17 protein-coding genes and 1 pseudogene are annotated in these 19,252 nt (G+C 66.0%); 4 read left to right on the top strand and 14 right to left on the bottom strand.

The annotated features are described in order from the left end of the window. From AC1DWT_RS41275 to AC1DWT_RS41250, 6 genes are all read right to left on the bottom strand, one after another. Positions 1–1,136: glutamine synthetase family protein (locus tag AC1DWT_RS41275; protein WP_477925085.1), on the bottom strand; the 1,136-nt coding region annotated here is incomplete at its 3' end. Beyond that, a complete protein-coding gene (locus AC1DWT_RS41270; protein ID WP_477925083.1) occupies positions 1,133–2,434 on the bottom strand; it encodes a glutamine synthetase family protein in 1,302 nt (433 codons plus the stop codon). The genes AC1DWT_RS41275 and AC1DWT_RS41270, both read right to left, overlap by 4 nt. Beyond that, positions 2,427–3,488 carry a hypothetical protein gene (locus AC1DWT_RS41265; protein WP_095861404.1) on the bottom strand — a complete coding sequence of 354 codons (1,062 nt, stop codon included), beginning with the start codon at positions 3,486–3,488 and terminating at the stop codon, positions 2,427–2,429. The genes AC1DWT_RS41270 and AC1DWT_RS41265 overlap by 8 nt, the downstream gene beginning before the upstream one ends. After that, positions 3,485–4,273, bottom strand: a complete 789-nt coding sequence (locus AC1DWT_RS41260; protein ID WP_477925081.1) for an SDR family NAD(P)-dependent oxidoreductase — start codon at positions 4,271–4,273, stop codon at positions 3,485–3,487. Before AC1DWT_RS41260 ends, AC1DWT_RS41265 begins: the two co-directional genes overlap by 4 nt. After that, positions 4,270–5,580, bottom strand: a complete 1,311-nt coding sequence (locus tag AC1DWT_RS41255) for a YlbE family protein (protein WP_477925079.1) — start codon at positions 5,578–5,580, stop codon at positions 4,270–4,272. The genes AC1DWT_RS41260 and AC1DWT_RS41255 overlap by 4 nt, the downstream gene beginning before the upstream one ends. Beyond that, on the bottom strand, positions 5,574–6,305 hold the full coding sequence (locus AC1DWT_RS41250; RefSeq protein WP_095861401.1) for an SDR family NAD(P)-dependent oxidoreductase: 732 nt from the start codon (positions 6,303–6,305) through the stop codon (positions 5,574–5,576). The genes AC1DWT_RS41255 and AC1DWT_RS41250 overlap by 7 nt, the downstream gene beginning before the upstream one ends. 200 nt (positions 6,306–6,505) lie before the next feature. Here AC1DWT_RS41250 and AC1DWT_RS41245 point away from each other — a divergent pair, with 200 nt between their 5' ends. Further along, positions 6,506–7,249, top strand: coding sequence for a FadR/GntR family transcriptional regulator (locus AC1DWT_RS41245; protein ID WP_072937560.1), 744 nt, complete (start codon positions 6,506–6,508; stop codon positions 7,247–7,249). Here the strand turns inward: AC1DWT_RS41245 and fabG are convergent. From fabG to AC1DWT_RS41230, 3 genes are all read right to left on the bottom strand, one after another. Next, positions 7,239–8,018: a 3-oxoacyl-ACP reductase FabG gene (fabG, locus tag AC1DWT_RS41240; protein ID WP_095861450.1), complete on the bottom strand. Its 780-nt coding sequence runs from the start codon at positions 8,016–8,018 to the stop codon at positions 7,239–7,241. The genes AC1DWT_RS41245 and fabG overlap by 11 nt on opposite strands. An 84-nt stretch (positions 8,019–8,102) precedes the next feature. Further along, positions 8,103–9,659 (bottom strand): APC family permease, encoded by a 1,557-nt coding sequence (locus AC1DWT_RS41235; RefSeq protein WP_477925076.1) that lies wholly within the window; start codon positions 9,657–9,659, stop codon positions 8,103–8,105. Positions 9,660–9,886: 227 nt separating this feature from the next. After that, a complete protein-coding gene (locus tag AC1DWT_RS41230) occupies positions 9,887–10,111 on the bottom strand; it encodes a hypothetical protein (protein ID WP_477925074.1) in 225 nt (74 codons plus the stop codon). Between AC1DWT_RS41230 and glsA the strand changes: the two genes are divergently transcribed. From glsA to AC1DWT_RS41215, 3 genes are all read left to right on the top strand, one after another. Next, positions 10,100–10,945, top strand: a complete 846-nt coding sequence (glsA, locus tag AC1DWT_RS41225; protein WP_241031500.1) for a glutaminase A — start codon at positions 10,100–10,102, stop codon at positions 10,943–10,945. The genes AC1DWT_RS41230 and glsA overlap by 12 nt on opposite strands. 64 nt (positions 10,946–11,009) lie before the next feature. Next, entirely contained in the window at positions 11,010–11,783 is a 774-nt protein-coding gene (locus AC1DWT_RS41220; protein WP_477925072.1) for a gamma-glutamyl-gamma-aminobutyrate hydrolase family protein, read from the top strand. Positions 11,784–11,945: 162 nt separating this feature from the next. Continuing rightward, positions 11,946–12,587, top strand: a complete 642-nt coding sequence (locus AC1DWT_RS41215; protein ID WP_143548883.1) for a response regulator transcription factor — start codon at positions 11,946–11,948, stop codon at positions 12,585–12,587. Between the two features lie 47 nt (positions 12,588–12,634). Here AC1DWT_RS41215 and AC1DWT_RS41210 read toward each other — a convergent pair whose 3' ends face one another. From AC1DWT_RS41210 to AC1DWT_RS41190, 5 genes and pseudogenes are all read right to left on the bottom strand, one after another. Next, positions 12,635–16,096 carry a protein kinase domain-containing protein gene (locus AC1DWT_RS41210; RefSeq protein WP_477925069.1) on the bottom strand — a complete coding sequence of 1,154 codons (3,462 nt, stop codon included), beginning with the start codon at positions 16,094–16,096 and terminating at the stop codon, positions 12,635–12,637. A 224-nt stretch (positions 16,097–16,320) separates the two neighbouring features. Continuing rightward, on the bottom strand, positions 16,321–16,446 hold the full coding sequence (locus tag AC1DWT_RS41205; protein WP_255314954.1) for a hypothetical protein: 126 nt from the start codon (positions 16,444–16,446) through the stop codon (positions 16,321–16,323). Positions 16,447–16,553: 107 nt separating this feature from the next. Further along, positions 16,554–16,811, bottom strand: a pseudogene (locus AC1DWT_RS41200) (ISNCY family transposase); the annotation flags it as partial. A gap of 173 nt (positions 16,812–16,984) precedes the next feature. After that, on the bottom strand, positions 16,985–17,683 hold the full coding sequence (locus AC1DWT_RS41195) for a GntR family transcriptional regulator (protein ID WP_244163618.1): 699 nt from the start codon (positions 17,681–17,683) through the stop codon (positions 16,985–16,987). A 146-nt stretch (positions 17,684–17,829) separates the two neighbouring features. Next, positions 17,830–19,011: a LuxR C-terminal-related transcriptional regulator gene (locus AC1DWT_RS41190; RefSeq protein WP_477925066.1), complete on the bottom strand. Its 1,182-nt coding sequence runs from the start codon at positions 19,009–19,011 to the stop codon at positions 17,830–17,832. Positions 19,012–19,252 lie beyond the last annotated feature (241 nt).

Here is a 19,252-nt window from a genome sequence, read left to right as displayed (position 1 = left end):
CCGTCGAGCCCCGCGGCGATGGTGCCCGAGTAGGCGTAGTAGGGATTGACATCGGCACCGGGGATCCGGTTCTCGACCCGGTAAGACGGTCCGTGCCCGACCAGACGGAAGGCGCACGAACGGTTGTCCTCGCCGAGTGCGATGGCCGATCCGGCGAACTGGTCCGGCTGAAACCGCTTGTACGAGTTGACTGTCGGGGCAAACAGGAGGCTGATGTCGACAGCGTTGTCGAGCTGGCCGGCGACGAACGAGCCGAATTTCGCCGACATTCCGCCCTCGGCGGTCTCCGACCAGCACAGCGGCCTTCCCGTCTCGGTCGACCACATGCTCACGTGCAGGTGACAGGAAGAGCCGACGTCGTCGATCTTCGGCTTGGCCATGAACGTCACGGTCAAGTCGGCTTGGTGCGCGAGCTGCTTGATCCCGTACTTGAACAGGACATGGCGGTCGGCCATCTCGAGGGTGTCGCAGTAGTCGAGGGTGATCTCCTGCTGGCCGAGACCCCACTCGGGTTTCGATGATTCGACCGAGATCCCAAACTGCGGCATCAGGTTTCGGATCTGGCGGATGAACCAGTCGTCCCGCCCGGACTGGATCATCTGATAGTCGGATCGGTAGTTCGAGAGCATCTTCAGGTCCTGATACCCTGCCTGCCAGGCGTCGTTGGGTGCGACGGCGGCGAGGAAGAACTCGAGCTCCGAGGCGAACTTGAACGCCAGCCCCTCCTGCTCGGCCCGCTCAATCTGCCGCTTCAAGATGGTGCGGGGCGCCACGCTGAGCATCGTGTCCGAGCCGCACTCGTAGGCGTCACAGATCACCAGCGCTGTGTTCGGCTCCCAGGGCACCCGCCGCAGGGTGGTCAGGTCCGGAACCAGTCGGATGTCGGCCCATCCGTTGGCGGAGTTCGACACCGGCAGGTTGAGCGGAGTCATCTCGAGGTCGACGGCGAAGATGAAACTACTCGCGTTGATCCCGTCGCCGCTCAGGCCCAGCGACCGGAACGCTTGGATTGTCAGCCGTTTGCCGACCAGGCGCCCGTACGGGTCCGGGGTCGCGCAGACGACCGTGTCGATCTCCCCGGAGGAGGCGAGTGCCTCGAACTGGTCGAGGTCGAGGGTCTGAATGTGTGTGCTCACTGGTGCTCCAGGTGTCGGGACAGTTCCCAGTCGGTGATCGAGTTGTGCATCCACTGCTCGAATCGTTCGAGTTCGGCCCGTCGGGTCGCCGCATAGGACTGGGTGAAGGTCTTGCCGAGCAGATCGGCGGCAAGTGCTGACGACTCGAACAGCGCCAGGGCCTGAGCGAGATTGCTCGGCAGGTCGACCGCGCCGGCATCACGTGATCCGGAGTGGGGCAGGTCGAGGGATCGCTGGATGCCGTCGAGACCCCCGGCCAGCAACGCATCGGCGACGATGTAGGGGTTGGCATCCGCACCGGGACGGCGGTGTTCGACGCGCGCTGACCCGATCCCGCCGAGAAGCACGCGGCAGGCCACGTTTCGGTCGTCGTATCCCCAGGCTGCCTTCTCCGCAACGAACATTCCCGGCGCGATGCGCTTGTAGGAATTGACGAATGGGTTGAACATCAGCGCCAGGTCGGGCATCGAGCTGACCAGGCCGGCGAGATAGTGGCCGCCTTCCGGGGAGAGCTTGCCGGGTTCGGACGCGAAGACGTTCTGGCCGCCGCGGGCGAGGCTCGAGTGGACATGCCCGCCGGCGCCGGACTTGTCGGCGAACGGTTTGGCCATGAAGCTCGCACGAAGTCCGTGCTCGGCGCACAGATCACGCAGGTACTGGCGTGCGCGAGCGGCGTTGTCCGCCGCCCGCAGCGCGGGCTGCGGGGTGAGAGTGAATTCGAAGAAACCCGGTCCGAGTTCGGCATGGAAGGCCTCGATCTCGATGCCGATCTCGTTCATCCGGTCGATGAACTGCTGGGCGAAGCGGTCGATCTCCGCGGAACGGGTCAGGCTGTAGGCGTTCTCCGTCGCCCCGAAGGGCTGGAACCGCGTCAGATCGCCGCGCTCGCAGTCCTTGTTCTCCTCGAAGATCCACACCTCGTACTCGTAGCCGAGCACGGGCTCGAGATCGAGTGCGCGGTACCGCTCGATCAGCGACTTGAGCACCGCACGAGGCGACGCCTCGAAGGGGCGACCATCGGGTGCGACATGGTCTCCGATCACCGCCTGCGTCCCCGGACGCCACGGCAGATCGATCCGGGTGCTCTCGTCGGGGACGAGTGCCATGTCGGGGTAGCCGTTCTCGGCGTTGCTGAACGGCGTGTCGGTCACCTCGTCGGTCAACGAGAGACCGTAGATGATGGTGCAGAAGGCGAGACTCGCGGGACTGACCGTCTTGTCCGACTTGACGAGCTTGCCGCGCAGGCCCAGGTCGTAGTCGGGGACCTCGAGCTGCGTCATCGAGACGTGATTAGACATGGTTGTGGTCCTTCGGGCGGAGTTCGGGGTTGCGTCCGACGCGCCGGTAGACGGCATCGGGTACGAGTGAGGGGTGTTTGTAGACCCACCAGGTGCAGGTGGCGTCGGCACGGCTCTCCGGCCAGGTCGGTGGGTCGATGACTCTGGTCGGGTAGCCGAGGCGGTCGATGGGGATGACCTCGTTGAGCAGACAGCAGTGGACGCAGTAGGAGCAGATGCCGCGTTTGTTCCACGCCCAGTCATGGGGTTCGGTGGTGACGGCGAAGCCGAAGGGGGCATCGGCGCGGGGCTGGTCGGCGGTGATGTCGGGATCGAGCGAGCGACCGCCGGACCCACACGGAGCGAATCGGAAACCGATGCGATCGGGCTCGTCGATCAACTCGATGTCACCCTGTCGTGAGACCCCGGTCAGGTGGGCATGGAACCCGTCGACGATAGCGACCATCAGTTGGTGCGCCGATTCGTTCCAACTCTGGTTCGTCAGCGAGTAGCGACGGGCATGGATGTCGTACCAATCGCCCATCAGGAAATTCCACAGGTCGCCGAGTGACGACTCACCGATCAGGCGGACCGCGATGTCGATCGTTCCGGAGATACGGTCGACCGCCCGGTCGTGGATACCCAACCAGACCAGTCGAGCATTCTCGATGCTTCCCGGCGCTGCGGGGTCGTTGCGGCGGCACTGTTCGCTCGCCACGTCGACGGCCTGGACGAATTGTCCCCACTCCGCCTCGATGCCGGCCATCGCCGTCTCACCGATCAGATCGGTGAGACGGCGAACCGCCGCGTCGACGTCGTCCGCCGAAGCGCCGTGTGTCGTCATCCACTCGATCGCCCGGTCCGGCCACTGTTCGTAGATTTCGCGCAGTTCCTCGGCCTCGAGGACGGTAACCTCGACCAGAGCGGCCGCATCGTCGCACAGCCCTCGGCGGAACCGATCGACGGCGGTGCGGAAGGTCCCTTGGGCCAGTTCTTCCCAAGTGCCGACGCGTGCGTTTCTCCCGAGTGACGCCTCGTACGCCACCACGGGTGAGACTGGCTTCAGGGTGCTCATGTGAGAGTGAATCCTCCATCGATGCGAAGATCGGACCCGGTGATGAACCGAGCCTGATCGCTGAGCAGGAAGACGACGGCATCGGCGATCTCCTCCGGTCGCGCGAAACGACCGAGCGGAACGCGCGGAGCCAGTGACGGCGGGAGAGCGTCGGTGTCCTCGTGCGCGGCCGCCAGCGCCATCGGCGTGGCAACGAAGCCCGGCGAAACGCTGTTGACGCGGACCCCGTCGGCGGCGAATGCCCGGGCAGCGGACTGGGTCAGCATGGCCAGCCCGGCCTTGGACGCGGCGTACTGGGGAGTGGGGTCCGGGTTGCTCAACGCCACCACCCGGGCGCCTTCGATCGAGGTCACATTGACCACCCCACCGGACTCGGACTTGCGCAGCAGGTCCCCGGCCGCATCGATGACGTTGTAGGCACCGATGAGGTTCACTTCCAGGCACCGCAGCCACGACTCGCGGGAGACGTTCGCGAATCCGGTGTCGTCGAGAACCCCCGCGCAGTTGACGAGGTAGCTCAACCCTTCCGGGCCGGTATTTTCGGTGATCACCGCCCGCAACGCGGCGACGTCGGTGACGTCGGCGGCGCAGCGCACCTGCAGGTCGGCGGGAATCCAGGGAAAGGACTCGGGCTCACGCAGGTCCAGGCAGATCGTGCGGATGCCGGCGGCCATGAGCGTGGCGGCGGTGGCGCGACCGATGCCTGAGGCGGCCCCGGTCACCAACGCCACCCGCCCGGTGAAGGTCAGCGGCAACGACCGCCGATCCGGCACGCTCGCGGTCATGATTGACCATACCTTTTGGCGTGCTCGTCCAGCGCCGCCGCGAAGCACTCGCGCGGTGCGCGGATCACTCCGGCGCCGATCTGGCCACCGTCACGACCGGCGAGACCGACATCCATGACTGGCAGGACGGCGGTGTCGAGGACCTTTCGGGCATCGACACCGGTGGGGGTGCCGCGGAAACCGAACAGTGGGATGCGGTAGGAGCTGTTCTCGCCGTGGGTGATCTCGTACATTTCCCGGTTACGTTCGATCATCACCTCGGGGGAGCCGCCCTGATAGTCCTGCAACGACAAGGCGCAGGCCTGCGCGAAGCCGCCGAGTCCGACGGTCTCGGTGATCGGGCTTTCCCCGCCCATCCAGGTGATTTCGTCCTCGCTGTGTCCGGCGAACAGCTTGCCCTGGTGGATCGGCGGCGGTCCTTCGAACCAGGTGTTGCCGAGGCCGGCAAGTTTGATCGCGAAGCCGCGGCAGCTGAACGCCATGGCGGAGACGAGGGTGGAGCCGGGGACGACCATCGCGTCGGCGGAGGCCTTCGCCGCGGCCATCGACAGGCGGAGGAAGAAGTAGTCGTTCTCGGCGAGGTGGAGCATGGTCTCGCGGACCCCGGGCACGGAGTCTTCGATCATGTCCAGCACCGACGGCAGGATTTCCCGGTTGAACAGGATCGAGGCGGCGGCGTTGCGGCTGTGCACCTCGTCGCCCATTCGCAGCGCCCGGGCGATCATCGGTTTGAGCGCGATGCCGCCGCGGCGGCGGATCGCCTCACCGACGACGGGCGCGAGAACCGTGTTGACGTGCTCGAGCCGTTCGTGGACGCCCTCGTCGTAGCAGCCGTAGTTCAGCCGGCGCGGTTCTTTGCCCTCGTAGAAGTTGCAGAACCCGACGTTGCCGTGGGTCCGGTTCTCGACGACGAACACCGGCATCGACGCCGTGTAGATCCCGGCGAGCGAGCCGACCGCGTTGTAGTCGTGGCACGCGCCGATCTCGATGCTGCCGTCGGCGAACTTCGCGATCGCCTCGTCGCGGTCGGCGGCCAGGCCCTCGAACATGGCGCCACCGATCAGCGCTTCACGTTGCCCACCGATGTAGGCTTCCCACGGCATCGGAGCGCCGGAGGTGAGCACCAGGTTGTCGCGGTAGCCGGGGAGCACCTCGCGTGCGGGCCGGACGTCGGTTACCCACGGGTCGGCGTCGTTGAGGCGGCGAAACGCCTCGTCGTTGGCGGCCTCGACCGACCCGTCCCAAGCCTCGACCGACCCGCCCCAGATCTCGGCGGGGACGGTCGCGAGATCGTTCGCGGTCACCATGCGGTGACACCGCCGTCGACGAGCAGCGTCTGGGCGGTGATGAAAGAGGCGCGCGGGGACAGGAGGAACTCCACAGCCTCGGCGACTTCTTCGGGCTCACCGATCCGCTTGAGCATCGCGTAGCCGGCGCTGACCTCTTCGCCGCCGGAGACCCGCGCCATCGATGGGCTCATCGGGGCCCGGATGACGCCGGGGGCGACGTTGTTGACCCGGATGCCGCGCGGGGCGAGTTCCTCGGCCAGGTAGCGGGTGTACGCAGCAATCCCGGCCTTGGTGGCGCCGTACACCGAGGCGCCGCGGAACCGGCCGAAGTGCCCGGTGAGGCTGCCTACATTGACGATGGCCGAGCCTTCGGTCAGCAAGGGTGCCGCGACGTCGATGACGCGTGCCATGCCGGCGATGTTCACCTGGAACATCAACTCCAGCTTGGCCTCGTCGAGCTCGCCGAGGAATGAGTCCCGAAGGATGCCGGCGCAGTTGATGACACCCGCGAGCGTCTCGTCTCCGGAGGTCACCGAATCGACGGCGCTCTCAACACTTTCGCGGCTGGTGACGTCCATCGCCACGGCGATGGTGCCCTCCAGTCCGTCCTGATTCGGGTCGAATGCGTCGATCGCCTGCTTCACATCCGCCGCGATCGGGGTGTAGCTGCTCTGCAGCAGCCGACGGCAGATCGCCTGTCCGATGACTCCTGCGCCGCCTGTGACGATTACTTTGTTGCCCACTTCGGGTTCCTTTCCAAACACGTGACCGTGGTCACCACGATGGACCCAGTTTCACCAATAAAGGACGATTGGTCAAGTGTTTAGGTCTTTTATTTCCGTGACTGACGCAGGCGCCGGGTTGCAGACTTGGTCTAAAGGCTGGAGCAAATAACATGAAGGTGAGTGGTGCGCTAGATTGGGGCGAGGGAAAGGAGCCTCGTATGACAACAGCCGCGGCAGCGCCATCCGGATTCGGTCCGATCCGGCAGATTCCTGCACACGAACTCGTCGTCGATCAGATGCGCCGGGCGCTCGAGCTGGGTCAGTTCCGCCCCGGCGACCGGCTGCCCACCGAGCGGGAGCTGTCGGAAATGCTCGACGTCTCGCGCACCGTGGTGCGGGCCGCGGTGGCGGTGCTCGAGCGGGAAGGCCTGATCGCGGTTCGCCGCGGTCGCGGCGGCGGATTCACCGTGCAAGCCCCCACCTACGACCCGGCGGAGACCCGCCGGCTGATGCGTCAGAACAAGACAGCGGTCCGCGATGCGTTCGACTACCGGATCGTGGTGGAGACAGGGGCGACCCGTCTGGCCGCGATGCGCCGTCGAGCGGCCGACCTCACGAAGCTTCGAACGTTGCTCGAAAGCATGGACAGCGCCCTCGACGCCGCGATGCAGGACCAGTCCGCGCACAGGGTCACCGAGTTCCAGACTCTCGACTCCGCATTCCACATGGGGATCGCCCAGGCCTGCCGAAACGACTATCTGCTCGAGTCGGTGGCCGACGCCCGCCGCAAAATGTGGCTTCCGACGGGGGCGATCTTCGGCCGCCTCGAGCCCAACGCGAACGACCATCACGAGGCGATCCTCGAGGCCATCGAGAGCCGCGACCCGGAGGTCGCCGCCGCTCAAATGGAAGAGCACATCCTCGGCACCCGGCACACGCTCGAATCCTGGCTCAAGCGCTGACCACGGCCTCGGGCACCTCCGGAAGGGTCTGGCCCCCGTCGACGGTCAGTGTCTGACCGGTCACGAAGCCTGCGCCCTCACTGGCGAAATACAATGCGGCGTGCCCGATGTCGGTCGTTGCACCCAGTCGACGCTGCGGTATGCACGATTCCATCCGGGCGATGGTGTCGGTGCCGAGACCATCGAGACCTTCGGTGCGGATGCTGCCGGGAAGGATGGCGTTGACGGTGATCTTGCGGGCGGCGAGTTCCAGCGCTGCCGAGCGCACGAAGCCCAGCTGGGCGGCCTTGCTGGCCCCGTAGTGACTCAGCCCGGGAAATCCGGTGGTCGGTCCGGTGATCGACGAGGTCACCACGATCCGTCCGCGGCCGGATCGGGTCAGCGCATCCAGGCACGCCTGGACGCTGAAGATCATGCCGTGCACGTTGGTGGCGAATACATCGTTGAGCTCGGCCGGGGTGATCTGCTCGAGTGTCTGCTCCGGGTAGATTCCGGCGTTGGCGCACAACACATCGAGGCCGCCGAGCAGCTCTTCGGCTTCGGCGGCCATCCGTGTACACGATCGGCGGTCGGCGACGTCGGCGACGATCGTCGCGACCGTCGCGCCGAGTTCGGCCAGCCGTGCGCGGGCCTTCTCCAGCTTCGCGGGATTGCGGCCCGCGATCGCGACCTGGGCACCGGCGGCGGCGAACACCTCCGCGATGCCCAATCCGATGCCCTGGCTGCCGCCGGTCACGAGCACGTTCATCGAGTCTGAAGTCTGCTTCATCATTTCCTCTTCCGGTTGCTGGGTACGGGTCGTGACCGTGTGTGGCCCCCTCGCCGCGACGAGGGGGCCACACACGGTGGTTGATCAGGCGGGCTCGGGTGCCGGCTCGGTCAGAAAGGAGTGGTCGGGTTCGTCGTCGAAGACGGTGCTGCCGATCCGCGCGTACAGGTGCGGCTTCTTGGTGCGCCAGTACAGAGCCAGTGCCATCGAGCCGAAGAACAAACCGACCACGATCCACGGGATCGCCTTGAAGAACAGCGAGTCCGATGCCGATCCGGCTGCCGCCTTCATGTTGGTCGCCATCAGATAGATCACGAACACCATGCCGAGGCCACCGATGATCGGGCTCACCAGCGTGCGCCACCAGTTCGCGGTTTCCGGGTGCTGCTTGCGGACGTGGAAGTAGACGATGACCGAAATCGAACACATCGTCTGCACGATCAGCAGGCACAGCGTCGCCAGGACACCGACCAGCACGAAGAGCACGGCGTAGGGATCGGAGTTGGTCAGTGAGCAGAGCACCAGGATGAGCGCGGCGAAGATGCTCTGGGTGAGCGAAGCGATCCACGGCGAGGCATGCTTCGGGTGAGCCTCACCGAGCCGGCGCCACAGCAGCCCGTCGCGGCCGAACGCGAACAGATACCGCGCAGCGGAGTTGTGGATGGCCAGAGCGCAGGCGAAGGACCCGCCGAGGACGAGCCATTCGAAGACCGTCACACCCCACGCGCCGACGTACTCGCGTGTCGGTGCATACAGCAGCTCGAAGGGATTGGGTCCGGAGGCGCGTTCGACGGCTTGATGTGCACCGTTACCGGTGACCACGCCCCAGGAGATGAAGGTATAGAAGACGCCGATGCCGACGACGGCAATCATCGTCGCTYGCGGGACGATCTTCTTCGGGTCCTTGGATTCCTCGCCGTAGATGGCGGTCGATTCGAACCCGACCCAGGACCAGAACGCCATCAACAGGCCCAACCCGACTACCCCTCCGGCAACTCCGTTCGTGCTCAGTGCGCTGGCGGGATTGAGGGAGGACCAGATGATGCCGTCGGGTCCACCGGTGCTCAAGGACCGAACAGCGGTGATCGTCAGCATCCCGATCTCACAGACCAGCACCACACCGAGGACCTTGGCGGCGACCGAGATGTCCTTGTGCGACAGGACCGCGATCACCGCCACACAACCGAATCCATACAGCTCCCACGGCAGATCGAGGCCGAACTGGGAACCGACCGCCTGCTTGGCGAACGCGGAGAAGATCCCGACGAGACCGGCTTCCATGATCATGTAGGTCGCCATCGACATCACGCCCGCTGCCAGGCCGGGAATTTTCGACCACCCGCGGGAGACGAACGTGTAGAAGGCGCCCGCCGCGGTGATGTGCTTGGCCAACGCCACGAATCCGACGCTGAAGATCGTCAGCACCACGGTGGCGATGATGAAGCCCGCCGGCGCCCCGATGCCGTTGCCGAATCCGACCGCGACGGGCAGATTGCCGGTCATCGCGGTGATCGGCGCCGAGAACGCCACCACCATGAAGACGACACCGACAAGACCGATCGCGCCACGCTTGAGTTGAGCGGGGTCGGCGGCGGGGCCGGTGGGGGAGGGGCCCTCTGGAGGGTGTGAGTTGGCGATCATGCGGGATCTACCTTTCGCTTTGTCTGCTCGATGAGCCTAAGACCGTAAAAGGCCTAAAGACAAGACCAGTAGACCAGAAAAAGTGGTTTGAGACACATTTTTCTTCTGACCGAAACATCGGCGACGCACGCCGCGTCCCGGCCGGCCGCCGATCAGAGAAATGGTCTATTGACTAGTTCTATTAGTGCGTTTAGTGTCGTCTTGTCAGTCCTGTGGCCACCGGTTGGTCACGGGATCGGTTTTTGTGCGCACGGCTCGGCTGCCGTATCAGGCGCCAGATCGCCACACGTGCCGTCCAAAAAGGGTTCGCTCTTTACGCCGTTGTGCCCCAGTGAAATCCGAGGTGCGAAATCTCCGTTCATCTCGCGCGACTCGAGACGCGCATCGATCAGCTCCAGGAGTATCTCGACATCGCTGCCGAGCACGGCCGCGCCGCCGCGGTGGCCGGGCACGTCTCGACCCAGGTACCGGCGCTCAGCTCGGTGCCACCGACGAAGTTCGGCATGGCCGTGGCGACCGTGGACGGCTGCGTGCTCACCGCTGGGGACGGAACCGAACCGTTTTCGATCCAGAGCCTCTCCAAGCTCTTCGCCCTGTGTGCACTCCTGCAACGCAACCCCGCGGTGTGGGACCACATCGGATGGGGGCCGACCGACTCCGGCTATGGCTCGGTGGCCGAGCTCGAACGCAACCTCGGCAGACCACGCAACCCCTTCGTCAATCCGGGCGCCCTCGTGGTCACCGACCGGCTGATCGAACTCACCGGGGACGCGGTGGGTGCCACCATCGATCTCCTGGCCTCGACCTCCGGTACCGCGGTGATCAACTCCGACGGTCGCGTCGCGCTCTCGGAGACTGTCGCCGACCACCGCAACGCGGCCATCGCGCACGTCCTCGCCGAGCACGGCAAACTCGTCAACGGGATAGATCGAGTACTCACGCAGTACTTCGCCCAGTGTGCGATCGCCGCGTCCGTGGAAACGGTCGCGAAGTCGGCGCTCTTCCTGGCCGACCGCTCGGCCGACGCGACCGTCCTCGACAGCGGATCCGTCCGCCGGGTCAACGCGGTTCTGCTGATGTCCGGCATGTACGGCGCGGCCGGTGACGTCGCATACCGGATCGGCCTGCCCGCCAAGAGCGGCATCGGCGGTGGCGTCCTCGCCATCATGCCGGGGCTAGGCACCGTCTGCGTGTGGAGCCCTCCGCTCGACACCGACGGCAACTCCGCCGGTGGAGTGGCCGCGATCGAGGAGTTCGCCCGGTTGGCCGGCTGGTCGGTCTTCTGAGCTGCACATCGGGTAGTCGCGGGTAAACCGATCCTGCACAGGCAGTGCAGAAGGAGGAATGTCGATGAGCACAGAGATCCCTGTCATCGCAGTCACGCTCGACTTCGACGAACTGCCCGGGTTCGTCCACTGGAAGGAGATGTTCCGCGGCATCGTCGTCGCCGGCGCAGCACCGGTCGCCGTCGATTGCGGTAAACCGCGAACCGACCTTGCCGCGATTCTCGAGTCTGTCGACGGTCTGCTCATCAGCGGGGGAGTGGACGTCGACCCTTCCCTGTACGGCGGCTCACTCGACGACCCGCGTATCCAGAAGATCAATCCCCATCGAGATACGAACGAACTCGCCGCACTCGAGATCGCTCGTGCGCGTGGAATTCCCATCCTCGCCATCTGTCGCGGAGCGCAGTTGGCCAATGTCGCGCTCGGCGGCACGCTCTATGCTGATCTGGCCCGGGACTGGGTCGGGCGCACCGGGCACTGGCACAGCGAGGAAGCCCTGATCGACAGCCTGCACTCGGTGCAGGTGGAAGCGGACACCCTCCTCGCCGACTGGATGGGGATCGACGGGATCGTCCCCGTCAACAGTCAGCACCATCAGGGCATCAAGACCCTGGCGCCGTCGGCGCGAGCGGTCGCCTACACCGACGACGGTCTCGTAGAGGCCTTCGAGATCGCGTCCGATCGCCTCGTCGCGGTGCAGTGGCATCCAGAAGTGCTGTGGCGGAACGAGCCGCATGCCMTCGAACTTCTCCGCCGCTTCGTCACGGGAAAGAGGGGGGCGAGGAAGGCCGGCGCCACGGCGCTGGTCGGAGACGGGGCAGCGAACGGAGGGCCCTGAGGCTTCTGAGGGAGCGGGTCGGAACCGCTGAGAGTGCAGGAGAGCGAGCCGAAAGGTATCGGCAGACGACGTGAGGACGCAAGATCGCCGGCGGTGGCCGCGAGCCCCGAGCAATGGTGGCGGTGTGCGGCCGAACGGTCCGGCGAGCCGATCAGGAAGCCGATGAGATCGTCCACTGCCGGAGTTCCCACATGTGTTCTCCTGGTCGATTCAACCGTCGATTACGGCGTCGTCGACCAACTCCGCGCCAGCGGGTTGTGCCCCGGCGTGGTGGTCATCCGAGTGCAATCACACCGCAGGGAAGGAATCGGCACCGTGCAGGCTCTCAGGGCCACACGGGTGAACGCCGCCATCGTCGTCGTCGGCAGTGTCGAGACGGTCGACGACCGCGTCGCCTTCTTCGATTCGGGGGCCGATCACGTCCTCGATGCCTCCCTGACCACGAGAGAACTGGTCGCTTGGACTCGGGCAATCCTCCGGAGAATGCAACGAGCCCCACAACGCCCGGTTGGCAGAACCAAGGGACTGGTCCTGCAGCGGGAGTGCAACATCGTCGAACGCCTGGGCCTTCACACGGCCCTGACCCCGACCGAATTCGATCTGTTGGCGGTGCTGGCCGACAGCGAAGGAAGGGTCGTCCCCCGTCGTCACCTCCTGATGTTGGTGTGGGGCATCGCCGAGGAGACGACGACGAACGTCCTCAACGCGCACATCTGGTCGCTGCGCCGAAAGCTCGGCAGCATCGGTGCGTCCCACGCACTGCAGACGGTAAGGGGAGTCGGTTTCGCGCTAGCCGATGCGTGACTTCCGAACAAGGAAACGGAAATCTGCCCTCTGCCGCGCAAACGGTGTCAGTGAACCTCAGCGGCAGCGGCAAGCGCGGTGTCGAGGAACGCGCCGGACAGGCCGGGGTAGAGGTCGGCCCATTTCGGCTCTGCCAGGTGGGTACGCAAAGAGGCGGTGGCGGCGACAACGTCTGTGCCGCCGTCCGCGAGGAATCGGACCAGTTCGTGCCGGGCGCACTCGACCACGACGGGAACCAGCGCCGCCTCGGCGTCGTCGGCGCGCCCGGCCGCCCACAGACACGAGGCCAGCAGGCGCATGGCGTACAGCCGCGCCAGTTCACGTCCGGTCCCGGCGAGCGCACCCACCCAGTCCTCCGCCCACTGGCAGGCGAGCCGGCTCGCCGTTGGCTCACCGGTGCGCACCAGCAGCAGGATGGCCGTCTCGTCCTCGAGCTGCGCGGTAATCTGCTCGATTCCGTCGACCGGTTCCGGGTGCGAGTTGCKGGTGACAGCGACGAATCCAGGGCGCGGCGGAAGACCGAGCCGGATACGTTCGGTGTCGACGGCCGCCCGCAGCCGCGGAAGCGAGAACCGGGCTGCGGTCCCGACACCCTCGTCGAGCTCCGTCGCCGCGCCGATACGGTCACCGCGGGCACAGAGGATTCGCGCGCGCAGACAATAGTGGCGAATCATGAAATCCGGAGCGCCACCGAGCGCGGCCGGGTCGAACGTCTCGCTGAGCAACTCATCGGCCTCGGCGAGACGGTTCTGCTCGTACAACATCTCGGCGAGCAGAGCACGGGTGAGCCGGGCGTGCTGAGATTGCGTGTTTCCGGCATCGCGGACAAGTTGAAAGGCCCTGCGGTACAACTCCGCTGCACCGGTCAGGTCCAGTTGTTCCGCTTTCGCCATACCGGCAAAGCAATACCCGTAGGCAACAGTGTACGGACCAGTCGTTCTGCTGTGGTACGGAGCTGCCCAGGTCTGTCGGCGATAGGCATCCCGAAAGCGGAACTCGTATGTGTCGGCGATAGTGACAAGCAGTGCGGCCATCGACACCACGAACGGATGTTGCCCCGCCGGGTTGGCCAGGCATTCGGCGACCAAGTCCGTGATCCCAGCGACCCGGTCCGTGGTGGCGTCGATATTCGCTTGGAGAACATCGGCTTCCACCCGCATCCGCGAGCGCACGTCGGTGAGGAGGTCAAGGAGGTCGAGCAGCTCGAGCGCGTGCCGCCGAGCCTCGACGGCGACGTCGATACGCTGCAGCTCGGCATTCGCCCATCCGATCGTCAACTGCAGTCGCGGACTCGACAGCACCAGATCCGCCGGCAACTTCGCGATCAAGCCGAGCAGCGTCGACATCTGCGACCGATCGAGTAGATACAGGTCGTCGTGCTCGAGCAGATCCAACGCCCCCCGCCGGTCATCGGCGGCGAGAAGGTGGTCGAGGGCCTCACCGAGCATGTGCCGCTCCCGGAACCACGCGGACGCCGTGCGGTGCAACTGCGCGATCCGTCCCGGATGATCCCGTTCGAGCCGCTGCCGGAGCACCTGCGCGAACAGGTTGTGATAGCGGTACCACCGGCGGTCGTCGCCCGTGCGGTCCAGGAACAGATCACGGGCGACGACGCGCTCGAGGCGGACCGCACCGTCGGGGACCTCGGCCAACGCGGACGCCAGGTCGCCGCACACCCGGTCCGGGATCGCGGTGACGAGGACGAAATCGAGCACATCGGGCTCGAGGGCGTCGAGCACGTTCTCGGCGAGATACTCACCCAGGGTGTCGTTTCCGGCACGGAACTGTTCGACCAGGCCCGCCGCGTCACCGGCCTCCCTCAGCGACAGTGACGCCAGCTGCAGCGCCGCGACCCAGCCGTCCGTCGACGCCCGCAGCTCCTCGACCTCGGAATCGGTCAGCGCGACCTGCCCCGGACCACCGAAGAAGCGGCGGGATTCGGGGAAATCGAAACTCAAATCCTCGGGACCGACCTCCCGCAACTCATCGTGCACCCGCATTCGGCTCAACGGCAGATTAGACCGGCTGCGGCTGGCCACCACGATCCGCAGGTGATGACAACCGTTGTCGAGCAGGAACTCCACCGTCGCGATCGGCTCTGCGGCGGTGACCCGATGCCAGTCGTCGATCACGACCACGAGGGGCTCCCCACTGTCGTGGAGCCGGTTGATCAGCGAGGTCACCACGAACCGCTCCACCGCCTGCCCGTGCTCCTCGAGTGCCTGCCCAAGCTCGCCAACCACCCCCGGGCGGACCAACCGGATCGCCTCCACCAGGTGCGAGAGGAACCACGCGCCATTGTTGTCGTCGCGGTCGACCGTCAGCCAGGCGACGGTGATTCCGTCGGCGACCAGTTCGTCGCGCCACTGCGCGACGAGGCTGCTCTTCCCGAATCCCGCAGGTGCGTGAACCAAGACCAACCGACGCTCCCCGGCAGTCCGCAACATGGCGAGGAGCCGATCACGGCGCACCAACTGCCGGGTAGTGGTGGGCGGACGGAATTTGGTCACCGGCACCGGCGGGGTGCGTGGTGACGACATGGGGTACACCCGCGGAGGCCGCTGCGCGGCATGCTCCATCCCCGCGCCGGGGGTGGAGCGAGGATCACCGGCACGCACGGCGGGAACATGCAGATCGTCGACGACGATCCCGTTGCGGCGCTGGGTGGCACGAAGCTCGTTCCCGAACTCGGCCGCACTGCCCGGCCGCTCTTCCACGGCGCGGGACATCGCCTGTTCCACGGCGTTGCAGACGTCGTCGGGGACATCGGCGTCGCGCAGGTCAGGGACGGGCTGCGTGGAGATCCGCAGGAACTGGGCGATCACCTGCTCGCCGCTGTGCCGCTCGAACGCGGCATGTCCGGTGAGCGCACAGAACATCGTCGACCCCAGGCTGTACACGTCCGAGGCGACCGTTGGGGGGCGCCCCTCGAGCACCTCGGGTGCGGTGAAGGCCGGCGAGCCCGTGATCGAGCCCGCCGTGGTCTCGAACCCGCCCGAGATCCGCGCGATCCCGAAGTCGGTGAGTTGCGGCTCGTCGTAGTCGGTCAGCAGGATGTTCGCGGGCTTGACGTCCCGGTGCAGCGTGCCGCTGCGGTGGGCGGTCTCGAGCGCCCCGGCGATCTTGATCCCGAGCCGGAGCACCTGCTCCCACCCGATCGGTCCTTCCCGGCGGATCAGCGCATCCAGAGACCCGTGCGAGTGATACGGCATGACCAGGAAGGGGCGCCCCCTCCCGGTGACCCCGACCTGGTAGAGGTCGACGATGTTCGGGTGTCCGGACATCCGGCCCATCGCACGCTGTTCGCGCACGAAACGCGCGAGGTTCTCGGGATCGAGGTCCGTGGTGAGTACCTTCACGGCCACCGTGCGGTCGAGATCCTCCTGAAGGCAGCGGTAGACGATCCCGAAACCCCCGCGTCCGATCTCCTCAGCCTCGTCGAAGCCTGCGACGGCCAACTCGACCGCGATGTCCGGCTCGCGCTGTGTGGCCCCCGGGTCGTCCGCCATCGGCCGTCACCACCTCTGAGACGCTTCCCCCAGGATAGTCCGCAAGGACGACGGGGCGAGGTCGTTGCGTGGCCCGCCTGGAGTCCGTGAGCAGCACTACCAGCGGCGAGTCGGACGGGTTTCCCGCGTAGTGCTCGCAGCCAGGCGACCGTTACCTGGTGCGGCCCTCAGCCGGCAACATTCACCAGTGAAGGGTGCTTCTCTGCGCCCGGGTGATATCGAATTCAGTCGTCAGCCGCCGACGGGAAATTGCTTGTCGAGCCGCCCGAACCACCTGTTGCCACGGTTCCGCTGGCCTCGGCGAAGATCATGTGCGCGGCATCCACCATCTCCAAGGTCGCGTTGGGCAACTATCTAGCTACTTCGACCTGAAAAACGAGGCGCCCCAGTGAGCATGATTCGGCTGTTCTCGGCCGGTCAGGATTGGGTTGGCCGCAAGCCCCCCGATCCGCGTCCTTCACGCTGCCAGGGTGCTGATCTTGACCGGGTTGTGGGCCAGGACCCCGTGGCCGACCCAGATTTGGGCGCCTTCGGTGCTGTCGATGCGGGTGCGGTCCCAGCCGTATCCACGTTTGAGGGCGCTGATTCTGCCTTCGACTCCGGTGCGCCACTTGATTGTTCGTCGGAACGCTGGGCGGTGTTCCTCGGCTCGCCGGCCAGCTGAGGGTTTGCCTTGGCGGGGGATGATGACGTTGCGCACTCCGAGATCGTGGAGACTCGTCGTGCGTTCATCCGCAGCGCGGGCGATCGTGCGCAACCGCTGCTGGGGCCCCGGGCGCACCACGAGTCAGCCCCGCACTTTCGTGACCACGTTTGCGGCAACGCCGTTCAGATCAGCCCGCCGTCCATCACAGCCGATGAGGAGATCCACTGGCGGATCGGTGGCGGCTACGCGTACGACGACCCGTCGCCGTCCCGTTCCCGGCGTGCGGTAGTCAGCGAGTCGACCGCGTGGGTCATGTGCCGGTCGATCTCCGCCAGCATCTCGGTGAGATCACCACCGAGCAGCCGGTCGAGCAACCGCTGGTGTTCCTCGACCGCTGTGGGCGGCCGAATGTACCGCTCGTCGAAAGCCGACATGCACAGCATGGTCTCGGCGGCCAGCGTGGAGAACATGCGGCTCAGCCGTGGGCTTTGGGCGGCCTCGACCATCGTTTCGTGGAAATGGAGATCCTCGCGGGCCAGTTTCGGCCAGTCGCCGGCGTCCATGTACTGCGCGATGTTTCGTAGGATTTCTTCGAGACGAGCCACGAGTCCGGCCGGAATCCCGCGTTCGTAGACGGTGCTCGCCGCTTCCTTCTCGATGGCGCGCCGGCCACGGTAGACGTCCTCGATGTCGCCGACGTCGAGTTCGACGACGAACACGCCGCGGTTGCGGTGGCTGACCAGGAGCCCCTCCTGGGCGAGGCGTTGCACGGCCTCTCGGACGGGTCCACGGCTCATCTTCAGGCGGGCGGCCAGCTGTAACTCGCTGATCTGCTCACCCGGTGCGAAGCTGCCGTCCAGGATCCGTTCCCGCAGCTGCTCCGCGATCACCGCAGAGGTGACCCGAAGAGACATGGGGACCATGTTGTCGATGCCGGTCATCTTGCTGCTGCCTTTCCGATGCACCGTCAACTGATAGTTGTTGCCGTGTTTGTCGACCTGTTGACAGTTGGCAAGCCTACACCTTCGCGCCCATGGGACCTCGGTGGCCTCGCCACGCACCGATCGGGGACTTCGGAGACCGGCGGTCAGGCCTGCTCGCTGTGTCTCTGCTCGATGATCCATGCTGCGATCTGGGCGCGGGAGGTGAAGCCCAGTTTGGAGAGGATGTGCTCGACGTGCCCCTGGGCGGTGCGTTGGGAAATGACGAGCTTGCCTGCGATCGCCCGGTTGGTGAGACCCTCGGCGACAAGTTCGGCTACCTGCTGTTCCCGGCGCGTGAGACTCGTCGGTCTCGGCTCGACCGAGATATCGGATCCGCTCTTCTCGTCGACGGCGTACGCCGCGGCATCTTCGAACCGCGCCTCGAGTCCGTGCCGGAACGCCGTCTCGAACACACGGTCACCGATCGCCCGGCGGGCCTCTTGCTCGATCCGGGCATGCTCGAGGTGCAGGTTCGGGTAGATGATGCTCGGGCTTCCGACGCTCTGGGCGAGCGCCTCGGCAGCACCCATCAGCTCGGCGGCGCGCCGGGGAACTCCCTCATCCACAGCGATCCACGAGAGGACCTCGATGCACCCCGCAGCGCTGATGCGGTCGTCCACCGATCGAGCGAGTTGAAGCCCCTGCGTGGCGAGAGCTTTCGCACGGGAGTACTCGCCACGTTGCCGGGCCCTCATCCCCGTAGTCCACGACGCCCATCCCCGGTAGACGGACTCGCCTCGTGTCCCGGTGAGCTCGAGAATCTCCTGCTGACACTCGTCGCTCCGCGACCAGTTGCCGGCCGCGCCGCTGGCCAGCGCGAGCCCGAACAGCGACCAGATCATGTACAAGTGGTTGCGGTCCGCGCGGAAGACCGCGAGCGAGGATTCGAAGTGTTCACACGCCGCTCCGGCGTCCCGGGTGAACAGCGTGTGATGGCCGGCGGCATCGGCTATCAGCGCTTCGGCGGTGCGATCGCCGAGCTGCGCCGCGAGGTCGCCCCCGCGTTCGACATACAGTGCCGACGCCTCTGGGTCGCCGTACAGCCCAGAGAGCACACTCAGCACGTATAGCGCCTTGACCTGCTCCGGACCGGGCTCACCGCCCACCGCCAGAAGTTGCGCGAGCCACCGCATGCCCTCGCGCAGCCTCCCACGCGCCCGCCAATACGGGTAGAGCGCCGATGCGATGCGACTCCCAGCATTCGCCTCACTCGGACCGGTCAGGCAGAACTGCAGCGCCGCACGGATGTTGGGTTGCTCGGCGTCGAGGCGCGCAACCCAGGACACCTGCCGTGAACTGATATGGACGCAGATTTGTCAAGAGGGCAGCAGGAGGCGGACGTCCAGGACCGTCGTCGAGGGACGTCCGCCTCGGGTGGCCCCGGATGAATCTGTTGGTTGGTGGCGAGCGTGTCGGTTGTCGACGCGTTGTCGAAGTCTGATATGCGCGGGTTGGCTACCGCAAAGACAGTTGTTCGGCTGGAGTGGATCGCTGGTCTAACCTCGAGCGTGATCCCAACGTGCAGTT

Source organism: Rhodococcus sp. P4_B6, from assembly GCF_056402215.1.
This window is presented reverse-complemented; position numbering and strand designations above follow the sequence as displayed.

Bases quoted from the DNA above. Each gene is read 5' to 3' on its own strand.
- AC1DWT_RS41270 (WP_477925083.1), bottom strand. From the start codon at position 2,434: ATGTCTAATCACGTCTCGATGACGCAGCTCGAGGTCCCCGACTACGAC.
- AC1DWT_RS41265 (WP_095861404.1), bottom strand. From the start codon at position 3,488: ATGAGCACCCTGAAGCCAGTCTCACCCGTGGTGGCGTACGAGGCGTCA.
- AC1DWT_RS41260 (WP_477925081.1), bottom strand. From the start codon at position 4,273: ATGACCGCGAGCGTGCCGGATCGGCGGTCGTTGCCGCTGACCTTCACC.
- AC1DWT_RS41255 (WP_477925079.1), bottom strand. From the start codon at position 5,580: ATGGTGACCGCGAACGATCTCGCGACCGTCCCCGCCGAGATCTGGGGC.
- AC1DWT_RS41245 (WP_072937560.1), top strand. From the start codon at position 6,506: ATGACAACAGCCGCGGCAGCGCCATCCGGATTCGGTCCGATCCGGCAG.
- fabG (WP_095861450.1), bottom strand. From the start codon at position 8,018: ATGAAGCAGACTTCAGACTCGATGAACGTGCTCGTGACCGGCGGCAGC.
- AC1DWT_RS41215 (WP_143548883.1), top strand. From the start codon at position 11,946: ATGAGATCGTCCACTGCCGGAGTTCCCACATGTGTTCTCCTGGTCGAT.
- AC1DWT_RS41195 (WP_244163618.1), bottom strand. From the start codon at position 17,683: ATGACCGGCATCGACAACATGGTCCCCATGTCTCTTCGGGTCACCTCT.